Genomic DNA, 12,069 nt, shown 5'->3' with positions numbered 1-12,069 from the left:
AAAATAATTTCTCTACTGGAAAGACCTAAAAATAGCATGGCGCTTCTTGTCTGAAACGCCATTATTCAGGGACGACTAAATTGGCTGATGGCTTCTGCAACTTCTTTAATAACATGCTTTGCCTCATGCCAGCTCCCATAACCAGCACTCGCGGCTAACTTCTGCATCACCTTAATCGGCGGTGCTTTACCATAACCTCCGAATGCAGTGGCGTGTTCGTTGAATGGATGTGGGCTGTAGGTAACATCGTAAAAAGGTGCAGGATTCCATTGACCATCATCCGCTTGCAAAAACGCCCAGTTTTTACTGTGATCGTCTTGGTTAGACGACAGCAGGTTAAAAATGGCGCGGCGAAATTGCAGCTGCCCGGCAGCTGGTGATTTACATAACTGACGGCTAGCTTTTATCAAGTCAATATAATCTAAACTTGGCGTTCTAAAGTCTGCATTCAGCAGCCCGCAAGCGCTGTGCATATGCAATCGACCTGTACTGCGCTTGCTGCCTAAGTCGGCCTGTTCAGTAATATAATCAAAACGCTTAAGCGCTAACCACGCAGGCGCACCGCTTGAGGGTGGTGCTTCAATGAGTTGCCATAGCGGTGGTTGACACTTTGCTTGCTCCGCCATTTGCAAATAGACCGCCTCGCACAAACCTTCTTATTGAGGTGTCAAACAGCGTTTGCGCCTCTAACCCCAAGGTGGCTAAATCAATATCGGCTTGTGTCGTGGCTGAAAATTCAGACACCGGAGAAAAAGACAATGCGCCCATGCCTTTATCACCAACAAAGGCCAGCCTATCCATCGCCGTTAATTGATTAGGCAGGATGCCCTTTTGCCGGAAAATACGATCTTGCAACAGCATGCCCCAGCCATCGGGTAAACAATCTCCAAATACGCCATGTACTCCTTGATGAGGCGCTCTAGGTGCGGCTTGAACTTGCGCATTCGCTTGCAAAGTAAAAGGAGATAAATTGCCAAACTTCTGAAAATAGCTATCAGCATACTGAAAACAAATACCTTGCCGATTCTGCGCCAAGACGCCTACCGCTATCTGTTCACCTGAGCTTAACGTACGGGTTACGGTGAGTTTTTGAATGGGTTTAAAACTCATCTTTTAGCACCTCATCAATGCTAGTCGGCATAGCGAAGCGCTCTTTGTTCGGTTGTGTGAGCTGATAGAGCCTATCTAGCGAGTCAAGTGTCTGCCAAAGCAGCAGCAATTGGCGAAAGGAAATTTGCCCTGTCAGCTCAAACTTCTTAATGGTGGCCGCAGGTACACAGCTTCGCTCAGCAAGCGCCGTTCGTGACAGCTTTGCCTGCTTTCGTAACTCACGTAAATAAGCCGCATAGGCTTGGCTTACATCGGTATCGTCAAGTAAGGTAAAATTCATCCGCAAAGACCAAATGGATACAGTTATATCCATTATAGCGAAGTAAAACAAAAAGTGGATATTATTGTATCCATTATTAAATGAAGTGTTGAAAAAATACTTGATAAAGCCTTTCAAAACTGCTGTTTTTGAGTACTAACAGCAGTGTAAAAACGGCACTGTTTTTCCATTGCTAACCACTAAGATTTAGTAAAAGCCATAAGCAAGTGGTTGGGGCGGTTCTTTAAGAAGAATGAAGCAGTATGGCAATGTGTTGATGACTGCCGAAACCCAAGAAGACCTAGGCATTCGCTCTTTTGATGTCATTTCAGCAAACAACCAATTTGCCAAACAGTACCCAGAACTGGTCACTGCTTTCCTAAAGGTGACCAATGATGCTAACGCAGACTATCAAGCAGACCCTAAAGCGCTGCAACCGACCATTGCAAAAGCGTCCGGCTTGTCGTTAGCCGACTCCAATCAAATTTTGGATTTATTCTACTTTCCTCTTACTGCGCAACATGTCTCACCTTATTGGATGGGCGGTGGCGTACAAACCTTCCTCAAGGAAGTGGCTGACTTTTTTGTTGAACAAAACCAAATTCCAACGGCACTCGATGATTACAGCCACACAATTAACGCCACCTTTTTTAGCAGCGTTAACTAATCGTCATTCACACAGTTTAAGGAATTTATAATGTCTGAACTCAAAGCCAGTAACATCTCTATGGTGTTTGACGAACCAAACGGAAATCGAGTAGAAGCATTACAAAATGTGAACTTTAGCCTAAAACAAGGCGAGCTACTTGCTATTCTTGGCCCATCCGGTTGCGGTAAAAGTACGTTATTAAACATTATTGCCGGCTTTTTGGCTCCAACCGCCGGCAGAGTATCCAATGGTGATCATACTCTCATCCACTCTGGCCCTGACCGAGGTATGGTATTTCAGCAGGGAGCTCTATTCGAATGGATGACAGTATCTGAAAACATAGGCTTCGGCCCAAAAATGGCAGGGACGCCAGCACAGGAAATCGATGCGATTGTAAATGATCTTTTGGATACGGTCGGCTTGCAAGATTTCGGTGATAAGGCCGTGTATGAACTGTCTGGAGGTATGCAGCAAAGGGTAGCCTTGGCGCGCTGTTTGGCAAACAACCCCGACATCATTTTAATGGATGAGCCGCTTGGGGCCTTAGACGCCTTAACCCGTGAAAAGATGCAAAGCCTGGTGCTCAAACTTTGGAAAGAAACCGGCAAGACCATTATTTTAATCACGCACAGTGTTGAAGAGGCGCTCTTTTTAGGAGAGCGCTTATTTGTCATGGCACCTCGCCCTGGCCGCATCAAAAAGCAATACAACTTACCTTTCGCAGAAGCGGGACTAACGCAGAACCCAAGAGACATCAAAACATCCCCTGAATTTATCGCTACGCGGGAAGAAATCTTGTCCATGATCTGGGGAATGGAAGAAGAAATTATGGGAAACAGTCAAGCGGTGGGTGCCTAATATGACATTAATAAAATCCTTTACTGACTACATCGGCTTTACCAAATCAGGTATTCAGACACAAAAAATCTCCACTTTTGGCGATACCGAAGCCATTGGCAAAGGGCGACTTTGGAGTATTGTTTCTGTGCTATCACTGGCTCTGGTGTGGCACATGGGCAGCAAATTGGGCTTAATTAATCCCATTTTCTGGCCAGCCCCCAGCGCCGTATGGCAGCAATTTATCAGTATCTCTCAAGAAGGTTATCGTGGCTTCACCCTTTGGGAGCATATTTGGGCCAGCCTCTCACGTATTTTAATTGGCTTTGGTTTTGGCTGCCTGTTAGGTATCCCTCTCGGTTTTGCCATGGGCTTGTCAGAAAAAATACGCGGCTGGTTTGACCCTATCGTCGAGTTCTTTCGCCCTATTCCGCCATTGGCTTTTATTCCGCTGGTTATTATCTGGTCTGGTATTGGCGAGCGTTCAAAAATACTGCTGATCTTCTTTGCTGCCCTGTGGATCATGGTGATTGCAGCTAGAGCAGGTGTGAGCAGCATCAAGCTCAACAAGATTCATGCGGCTCATTCTCTTGGAGCGAGCAAAAAACAAATTTTACAACACGTTATTCTACCCAACTCTTTGCCTGAGATTTTTACAGGTATGCGAGTCGCAATGGGGGTGTGTTGGGGAACCGTTGTCGCCGCAGAATTGGTGGCCGCTAATTCTGGAGTAGGCTACATGATCATGGTGGCCAGCAAGTTTTTGGCCACCGACATCGTCGTTCTTGGTGTTATTATTGTGGGTCTTATTGGTTATAGTATTGATATTTTGATGAGAAAGATTGAAGCCAAGCTCGTACCTTGGAAAGGTAAGTCTTAGCACTTTATACGACTCAACCTCCGTTAAAAATAGCATGTTACTTTAGGTAGCATGCTATTTTTTTGTTCTAACCTTTTTCACTCTCTAATTAAAGAATGATTCAGCGCATCGGGAATAATGTCTGATAATATTTTAATACCCTGTTCAATTCTATCGGCAGAAATAGAGGAAAAACCGAGGCGAAAGTAGTTTTTCGGTCGGCTCGTTGCGTCAATAAAATGTATGTGGCCCGGCTCAATCAATACGCCCTCTTGCTTCGCTAGGGTTTGTAAACGGGTTGTGTCTAAGAGCTCCGGCCCCTTAATCCAGTAACAAGAGCCGCCAAAGGTCGGCGCTTTGTAGCTGCCTGGGAAATACTTGTGCAAAGCATCGTTCATCGCGTTCCAACGCGCTTGGTAATTGCGTGCGATATTCCTCATTAATGCGTCGTAATAACCTCGCTCTAAAAAGAATGCCGTTGCTCGCTGATTATTAGTAGCAGGATGACGAATCATCAGACGGCGTAGCGCCCTGAGTTCCTGAATCAAACGCTCGGACGCCACCACGTAACCCAGCCTTAAACCTGGCGCTAATGTTTTGGATAAGCTGCCGATGTAAATGACCCGATCATTAGTGTCTAAACTTTTCAAAGCAGGGCTGGGGTTGTTATTGAAGTTAGTTTCGCTTTCGTAGTCGTCCTCGATAATTAAAAAATCGTCTTTGCTAGCTTTGCTTAACAATTCATAACGTCGGTTAATCGGCATAGTTACTGCCGTTGGACACTGATGGCTCGGCGTAGTGTAGATCAGGTCACAACCAGTTAACTGGTCATCAACTATAAGACCATCATTGTCAATGGCCAGTGGTTTTATCTGGCAAGAGTACAAGCTAGCAATATTGCGTACATCCACATAACCAGGTTCTTCCAGCCCCAATACGGAATCTTGGTTCAGCAGTAATTGCACCAGCATAAACAAGGATTGCTGTGACCCTACCGTAATCAAGATTTGCTCAGCAGACGCCCAAACACCTCGACGAGGCAATAATCGTGTACGTATTTGCTCGATGAGCCGTGGATCGTCGTTGTTGTGATTATCAGATGCCCAGTCATGCAAGGCGGTGTCGCTGGCGGCATCACGACAACATTCTCGCCAATTTACGCTGGGGAAAATCTTCTCATCAAACTGCCCGTAAATAAAAGGATACTGATACGACTGCCAATCAGCGGCTTTGACTATATTAGTCTGCTTAGTGGGCATCATTTTAAAACGTCGCTCCCAATCGGGTAGCTGACACTCTTTAATGTGACTCGGCTCTATCTGCGTGGTCGCAACGCGCCCTTTTAAAATATCCGGATTAACAAAGTAGCCCTTCCTATCTCGTGCAACTAAATATCCATCGTCCAATAAGTGTTCATAAGTGAGCACCACCGTGTTGCGGGCAATTTTTAAGTGATTGGCCAATTTACGACTAGAAGGGAGTGGCGAGTCTAATGGCACATTGCCGTTCATAATGGCATTGGCAATCTGTTCTCGAAGCCTCTTTTGCAGACTGCCCTCTTTACTGGGAGAAAGGTGAAAAAGTTGCAACATAACAAAACATCCACATAATCAATTTATAAAAACAGCATCAACGAATACCACTAGGCTGAAACGTCAAAAGCTCAGCATGCTATGCTGAGCTTTTCTTATGAGGCTCAACATGATTGAGTGCTCATTGTGGCTTGCGTTGTTTCTTTTGTCGTACAGTTACATTTTGCTAACGGTATCCGCAATGGCTTCATCGATGGCAGCAACGATAAGGTCTAGGTCTTCTTTTGTTGAAATCAATGCGGGGGCTAAACAAATGGTGTTATTAAGTTCTTTAAAGGAGCGGTTAGTACGACCAATGATCACCCCGTTCGCCATACAATGTCCGGCAATGGCCATCACCACACTCTCTTCCACAGGCTCTTTTGTTGTGCGATCTTTGACTAGCTCAATTCCCACAAGTAAGCCTTTACCACGCACATCTCCAATGATCTCATGCTTGGCCATTAAGCCTCTCAAAGACGTTTGTAAGTGCTCACCTTGAACCAAGACATTCTCTAGTAGTTTTTCATTTTCGATGATTTCCATATTCACCAAAGCCGCTGCGGGACCCGCTGTGCAGCCACCAAATGTAGAGATATCACGAAAGTAGGCCATTCTTGGGTCGTCATCTTCTTTGAACATCTCAAACACCGCTTCGGTTGTCACCGTACAAGAAATCGCAGCATAACCTGACGCTACACCTTTTGCCATGGTCACTATATCCGGTTGCACGCCATAGTGCTGATAGCCGAACCAAGTACCGGTACGACCAAGTCCACATACCACTTCATCGATATGCAAGAGAATGTCGTATTGCTTACAAATTTCTTCCACCCGTGGCCAATAACCTTCTGGTGCTTCTATCACACCGCCACCCGCCGTAACTGGCTCAAGACACAAGGCACCAATGGTTTCAGGCCCTTCTTCTAGAATGACTTTTTCAATTTGATTGGCTGCCCAAACGCCATATTCGCTCATATCAGCACCCTCTTGAGCACGGTATTCACAGCAATGTGGCACTTCAATGAAATCTGGCACAAATGGCCCATATTGATTGCGGCGCTCATGTTGGCCTGATGCGCTCAAAGTCGCGATGGTTGTACCATGGTAGTCTCGCTCACGGTATAAAATCTTAGTCTTCTTACCACCATATTTTTTGTGTGCAATTTGGCGGACAATTTTAAAGGCCTTCTCATTCGCCTCTGACCCCGAGTTGGAAAAGTACACTCGATTCATACCTGGCATTTTATCGATCAATTTTTTAGAGAATTGCGCAGCCGGTATGTTTCCTGCGGTTTGCGCAAAGTAATTCATGGTGACCAATTGATCGCGCACGGCGTCAGCAATTTCAGTGCGGCCATAGCCAACGTTTACAGTCCAAACCGCACCAGAAACAGCGTCAAGATATTCGTTACCTTTAGCATCCCATACTCGCATGCCCTCGCCTTTCACGATCACCATAGGGCCGGTTTTTTCGAACGGTTTATGCTGTGCAAGATGGTGCCAAACGTGGTCGCGATCATTGTTTACTACGTCAACAGAATCAAAGTTATTTACATCGTATGTCATATTCACCTCTATCTAAATAATGGTATTAAATAACCAAAGTTTTTGTATAACTCATTTCACGAATGGCGTATTTAATACCTTCACGGCCAACACCACTTTCTTTAACGCCACCAAATGGGAAATGCTCAGTACGGAAACCTGGCCCGTCGTTGGTCGCTAATGTGCCTACGTCTAATTCTTCAAATAAATGGCGAATAACCGACAAATTATTACTGAATATACCCGCTTGCAAACCGTATGCTGTGTTATTAATAATTGGAATGATTTCTTCCACTTCATTAAACTTATATAACGGCATGACAGGACCAAACGTTTCTTCGATCATCACTTCGCTGTCAGCACGAACATTTTCAAGAATCGTTGGATAAACAAATGCTCCGTCGTACTTATTACCCAATGCGACTGTCGCCCCATCTTCGATGGCCGCTTCAATGCGTTGACGAATTTCATTCGCCGCTGCTTGATGAATAACAGGACCGACAAAGGTGTCGTCTTTCATCGGGTCACCAACGATAAGAGCAGCGCTTTTTTCTACTAGAATGTCACGGAATTTGTCATACACAGTTTCGTGTATAAACAAGCGTTTTGCCGCCGTACAACGCTGACCAGCAGTAGCAAAACGATGGTTAATCGCCGAAGTCGCTGCAGCGTCTAAATTTGCATCGTCCATGATGATCAATGGGTCATTTCCGCCCAGTTCCAGTAACAACTTCTTGTAACCCGCCGCCGCTGAAATGGCATTGGCCGCTGCGGTTCCACCGGTAAAGTTGATCGCATTAATGTCGGGGTGAGCATTCAGTCGATCTAGGTCTGACAATGGTGGCATGCAGAATTGCAACACTTCTTTTGCTATGCCCGCTTCATAACACAGTTCCACCAAAAACAGAGAAGACGCGGTGTTTTGTGGGCCAGGCTTAAAGAGTACGGTATTACCTGCCGCATAAGCAGGGCCAATTTTGTGCATGGCAATATTGATTGGAAAGTTAAACGGCGTAATACAAAAAATTGTTCCTAAAGGACGCCAACACACCACACCAATTTTACCGCCGGCGGCCGCATAAGCATCGGAATCCAAGGCTTCGCCACTGATCTGTCTTGCTTCTTCTGCACTGGCTATGGTCGCGTTAACGGCTCGTATCATTTCAACGCGTGAGTCGGAAATGGTTTTACCCGTTTCCAAGGTAATCAGCTTGGCCATTTTTTCGGCACTGTCTTTTAATAAGGTCGCCAGCTTAGTGAGCACATTGGCGCGTTCAAAGGCTGCCGTATTACGCTGGATTTTTTGACCCGCTTTTAATAATGCCAACTTTTCTTCAATCTCAGACCAAGTGGAGTACTGATACTCCCCCAAAAGGTCACCGTTGTAAGGATTAACTAAAGAATATCCTTGACTCATATCATTACACTCCTAATTGAATTAACTGATAAATAATTCGACCCGCTGCAATAAACAATGCCGCTTTCATAAGTAAAAAGAACACGCTGGTGCTGACATAACGTAAAATAACAATGCCCAATTTAGCGCCAAAAATGGCCGCTAAACTCAACACCATGATTAAAAAAGCATTGTCAAAAAAGGAAAAACCTAAAAATAGAAACGCTGGAATTTTGGTTAAATGGGTAAATAACTGCATCATGGATTTATTACAAACGATTTCCTCTTTCGTCATATCATCACGCATGAAAAAAACCGCTAGCAGTGGATCAATGGCTCCAACAATAATACCCATACAGCCTGTTGCAATACCCACCAAAAAATAGTATTTGTCGCGAATTTTTACCTGAGGTAGACGTTTTGGTTTAAATAAGGTGTAAACAATCAGTAACACCAATATAAGTAAGGGAAAAAATTGCCCGACATATTGCACAATAAAAAAGGTGGTTAATGCAGCACCCATGATGGTGCCAATTAAGAAGGGGAAGCACATCGCCCAACGAATATGCGCCCGCAGAAACCAACCACGCGCGGCATTATTGAATACTTGCACTACACCATGAATCGCAATAAGTGGCTTTACTGGCATAAAGACACTCATGGCAGAAAACATCAGTACACCACCTGCCATTCCCGTAATAGATGTGATCGCCGAAGCGAAAACGATGGCCATGGACAGCAAGATGACGCTTTCAGTTGATAAATACACTACATCCATTATTTCTTGTTGCCCCATCACTGTTCTAGTAAGTCAGGACAGTGTAGGAACTAGAAAAAAACCTTCATAGGTCCAGTTTGGAATTAGCTTAAGGCCACTTATTTTGTTAGCGCATTAATGGAGCATATGAAAAATAATAAATAGTAAAGGGAGATGTGAATAAGCCCCGTGCATAAGACAATTCACTTTGAATTTTAGAGCTATTTCTGTCACATCAACTCACTTTTGCCGACAGCGAATTCAACAACAAGCGTCGTGAAACAGACATAAAAAAATTTCTCAGATAGGTGCTAGAACAAGATTAACGCACAGTCTAAGCACAACGTAAGCACCAATCCAACCCTACCTGCCCATTACGTCCTCAAACCGCTAACCTTCTCGCTTCTTATTATTCAGGGAGCATGTCATGGCGACTTATCAAAAGTATATCTAGCCCGAGCTGTTTAAAGTTTCTGAGGAATCTGAACTTGCTCAAACTGCATTTTGCAAACAGCGCAACAACAACCCTTAATACCTTAATGTCAAGTTAAAGCAAGGTAAGAGTACTCAACCTACGTGTGTGTTCCACTACAATGACAGCCGTGCCCAATCGGTTCTATTGCGCGTTTTATCCTCAGACACACCAGTCATCGTGGTCAATAGCTATGAGTGGTATCAAAAAGCCAGTGATGAATTTCAGATAACGTGTTTAGGTGCTGGGCTCATGCCCGACGAAAGTTTAAAGAAGCCAAAGACGTGCAGCCTAAAGGCAAAATAGGAAAGGCTGACCAAGGGCTTAATTACATCCACTCGTTTTAAAAAAATCTCTTTGCGTGTTTTATCGCGTTTGTTATTGAATTCGCTGTCGGCAAAAGTGAGTTGATGTGACACGGTCAAGCTCGAAGGTTAAAAATGAATTGTCTCATGCGCGGGACTTATCCGCATATTCCCTAACACTTTAGAGAAGCACCTTTATTGTCAACTTCTATAGCAATATTAATTGCTTGTTCTTAATATAGTTTTTTTTCAATTCATTGGCAGTCTTGAACCTTTTAAATTTGCTTTATAACCTGTAATATATTTAAGTTATTTTATGATGCAGGAAAAAAGGAGTAATTTTAATGAAAGGCAGTATAAAAGTAATAAGCATTCTCAATAAAGTGCTAATAAATGAATTAACTTCGATTAATCAGTTTTTCTTACATGCCAGGATATTTAAAAACTGGGGATTGGAAGAGCTTAATTCGAAGTCTTATAAAAAATCTATTAAAGATATGAAGCAAGCAGATGAGCTTATAAACCGTATTTTATTTTTAGAAGGTCTTCCAAACTTACAGCAGTTAGGAAAACTCCAAATTGGTCAAGATACTCAAGAAATTTTGCAGTGTGATTTTAATATTGTTTCTGAGCAAATAGCTGATTTAAGAGATGCAATTAGCTTATGTGAATATGAGAATGATTATGTGAGTAGAGAGTTATTAAAAGATATCTTAGAATATGAAGAAAACCACATAGATTGGATAGAAACACAATTACTATTGATTAAGAATTTGGGTATTGAAAATTATCAACAAACAATGATGGAGTGCTAAGATGAAAGGAAATACAAAAATTATCGATTTATTAAATAGACAGTTAAAACTAGAACTGACTTCAATGGATCAGTATCTTGCTCACGCTAAGCTTTACGAAGACTGGGGTATAAACAAACTACACAAGCAGCTTGAACATGAGTACGAAGAAGAACTTGGTCATGCTCAGCGTCTGATTGAGCGTATTATTTTCTTGGACGGTAAAGCAGACACAGCATCAAGAGACCCTTTGTTTATTGGTGATAATGTTGAACAGATTCTAAAAAATGATTTGAAAGCTGAATATATTGTTGCTAATAGTTTGCGTGAAATCATTAGGGTTTGTGAAGAAGAACATGATTATGTTACCCGTCGACTTTTACAAGATCTCTTAATTGACACTGAAACAGATCATATTTATTGGTTAGAACAGCATCTAGGTTTGATTGAAAAGATAGGATTATCAAACTATATTCAGACGCAAATGTAATAACTATATGGAGATATTTAAATATTAGTGACTTCGGTAGTCAGTGTAACTGCCATTAAAAAATTAACTTTAGTCATTGACTTTAATCCTGCTAAATAAATAATGCTGCCTACTTCATTATTTTAGCCCGTAAACAAGTTCGTTCAGTCTTGTTTACGGAACTTTAATCGATCGTTCCTTAACAATGGCGTTTCAGATAATAACCCTATGTTATTTTTAGACCTTATCATTAGAAACGTTATTGTTAACCATATTCGACTTATAAAAGAACCAAAATACATGACGCAATAGAGCTGCTTTAAAAGACTCTTTTGTGGTAACGACTATGTTGGCTTTTATATTAAATTTGTAGTGTTTATGCGCTTTGCTTTTTGATATGCAGTCCACATTGTGTTCACGTAAGCTATACAGTTTATTTTTGCTTTGGCGATTTTTTATTAATCGATAAGCTTGGTTAAGTGTGTCTTCCTGTGTTTGGGTGAGTGTTAACCCTTGTCTTTTTATTTCTCTATCGACATCTCGCAGGACTTGCCCTAAAAAAACCTTTTACTTGCTTAATCGCTTTTCTTATCCGCTTATATTGTTTGGTGTGGTCATACGTCCGATTCCTGTCATTAACTCATGGCAGGTTTTGCCGTAGGTTTGTCTTAACGTGAGGTTTTTTTCTTCGGTTACTTGAATCCGTTGCTGTAATGTTCGGCATCGGTTGGGAAGGCGATATTTTTTCTTGTACCTTGGTGTCTACTACGACTCTTTTTAAGCTCGCTGGTTTGATCACTTTTAGTTTTAGACCTGCTTGTATCGTCTGGGTAAGCAGCCATTCGCAGCCTTCTTCTCCTAACCGTTTTCGCTATTTTACCAGGCTGGTCGGATGGCATGGTAAATCGGGCTGGAAAAAGGTCTCGCCGCAAAAGTATTGGTAGTAAGGCGATTCAAGCCATCGTTCTAAGGAAACTGCGATTAAGAATTCGCATTGTGCCCAGAATGCCTAATTTGGTTAAAAACCACAAAAAGTCACTCAC

At 42.8% G+C, this 12,069-nt stretch carries 10 protein-coding genes and 4 pseudogenes; 6 read left to right on the top strand and 8 right to left on the bottom strand.

Translation table 11 applies throughout. The features are described 5' to 3' along the window. Positions 1-74: 74 nt before the first annotated feature. Positions 75-1,110 (bottom strand): annotated as a pseudogene (locus J9B83_RS15105) (type II toxin-antitoxin system HipA family toxin); the annotation flags it as partial. Further along, a complete protein-coding gene (locus J9B83_RS15100) occupies positions 1,100-1,423 on the bottom strand; it encodes a helix-turn-helix domain-containing protein (protein WP_456238177.1) in 324 nt (107 codons plus the stop codon). The gene J9B83_RS15100 and the pseudogene J9B83_RS15105, both read right to left, overlap by 11 nt. Before the next feature lie 223 nt (positions 1,424-1,646). On the opposite strand from J9B83_RS15100, the gene J9B83_RS15095 reads away from it, so the two are divergent. From J9B83_RS15095 to J9B83_RS15085, 3 genes are read left to right on the top strand one after another with little or no spacing between them, the layout of a single operon-like run. Continuing rightward, entirely contained in the window at positions 1,647-2,036 is a 390-nt protein-coding gene (locus J9B83_RS15095) for a hypothetical protein (RefSeq protein ID WP_211537641.1), read from the top strand. 30 nt (positions 2,037-2,066) lie between these two features. Then, entirely contained in the window at positions 2,067-2,876 is an 810-nt protein-coding gene (locus tag J9B83_RS15090) for an ABC transporter ATP-binding protein (RefSeq protein WP_211537640.1), read from the top strand. Position 2,877: 1 nt separating this feature from the next. Further along, on the top strand, positions 2,878-3,735 hold the full coding sequence (locus tag J9B83_RS15085) for an ABC transporter permease (RefSeq protein ID WP_211537639.1): 858 nt from the start codon (positions 2,878-2,880) through the stop codon (positions 3,733-3,735). Between the two features lie 77 nt (positions 3,736-3,812). Here J9B83_RS15085 and pdxR read toward each other — a convergent pair whose 3' ends face one another. The 4 genes from pdxR to J9B83_RS15065 all read right to left on the bottom strand — a co-directional run bounded on the left by pdxR (position 3,813) and on the right by J9B83_RS15065 (position 9,025). Then, on the bottom strand, positions 3,813-5,306 hold the full coding sequence (pdxR, locus tag J9B83_RS15080; RefSeq protein ID WP_211537638.1) for a MocR-like pyridoxine biosynthesis transcription factor PdxR: 1,494 nt from the start codon (positions 5,304-5,306) through the stop codon (positions 3,813-3,815). 156 nt (positions 5,307-5,462) lie between these two features. Then, positions 5,463-6,854 carry an aminotransferase family protein gene (locus tag J9B83_RS15075; protein WP_211537637.1) on the bottom strand — a complete coding sequence of 464 codons (1,392 nt, stop codon included), beginning with the start codon at positions 6,852-6,854 and terminating at the stop codon, positions 5,463-5,465. Positions 6,855-6,879: 25 nt separating this feature from the next. Then, positions 6,880-8,250 carry a sulfoacetaldehyde dehydrogenase SafD gene (gene safD, locus J9B83_RS15070; RefSeq protein ID WP_211537636.1) on the bottom strand — a complete coding sequence of 457 codons (1,371 nt, stop codon included), beginning with the start codon at positions 8,248-8,250 and terminating at the stop codon, positions 6,880-6,882. A gap of 4 nt (positions 8,251-8,254) precedes the next feature. Beyond that, positions 8,255-9,025, bottom strand: coding sequence for a sulfite exporter TauE/SafE family protein (locus J9B83_RS15065; RefSeq protein WP_211537635.1), 771 nt, complete (start codon positions 9,023-9,025; stop codon positions 8,255-8,257). Between the two features lie 670 nt (positions 9,026-9,695). On the opposite strand from J9B83_RS15065, the pseudogene J9B83_RS15060 reads away from it, so the two are divergent. Then, a pseudogene (locus J9B83_RS15060) lies at positions 9,696-9,796 on the top strand (IS66 family transposase); the annotation flags it as partial. On the opposite strand, the pseudogene J9B83_RS15055 reads toward J9B83_RS15060, so the two are convergent. After that, positions 9,779-9,877 (bottom strand): annotated as a pseudogene (locus J9B83_RS15055) (IS5/IS1182 family transposase); the annotation flags it as partial. The pseudogenes J9B83_RS15060 and J9B83_RS15055 sit on opposite strands and share 18 nt — an antisense overlap. A 230-nt stretch (positions 9,878-10,107) precedes the next feature. Here J9B83_RS15055 and bfr (J9B83_RS15050) point away from each other — a divergent pair. Together bfr (J9B83_RS15050) and bfr (J9B83_RS15045) are read left to right on the top strand one after the other, a co-directional pair. Beyond that, positions 10,108-10,578 (top strand): bacterioferritin, encoded by a 471-nt coding sequence (bfr, locus tag J9B83_RS15050; RefSeq protein ID WP_211537634.1) that lies wholly within the window; start codon positions 10,108-10,110, stop codon positions 10,576-10,578. A 1-nt stretch (position 10,579) separates the two neighbouring features. Continuing rightward, positions 10,580-11,047 (top strand): bacterioferritin, encoded by a 468-nt coding sequence (bfr, locus tag J9B83_RS15045; RefSeq protein ID WP_211537633.1) that lies wholly within the window; start codon positions 10,580-10,582, stop codon positions 11,045-11,047. A gap of 300 nt (positions 11,048-11,347) precedes the next feature. Here bfr (J9B83_RS15045) and J9B83_RS15040 read toward each other — a convergent pair. Next, positions 11,348-11,996, bottom strand: a pseudogene (locus J9B83_RS15040) (transposase); the annotation flags it as partial. Positions 11,997-12,069: the final 73 nt, after the last annotated feature.

The organism is Marinomonas vulgaris (genome assembly GCF_018145875.1).
Taxonomy (GTDB): domain Bacteria; phylum Pseudomonadota; class Gammaproteobacteria; order Pseudomonadales; family Marinomonadaceae; genus Marinomonas; species Marinomonas vulgaris.
The sequence above is the reverse complement of the archived record's forward strand: the minus strand, read 5'-3'. Positions and strand labels throughout refer to the sequence as shown.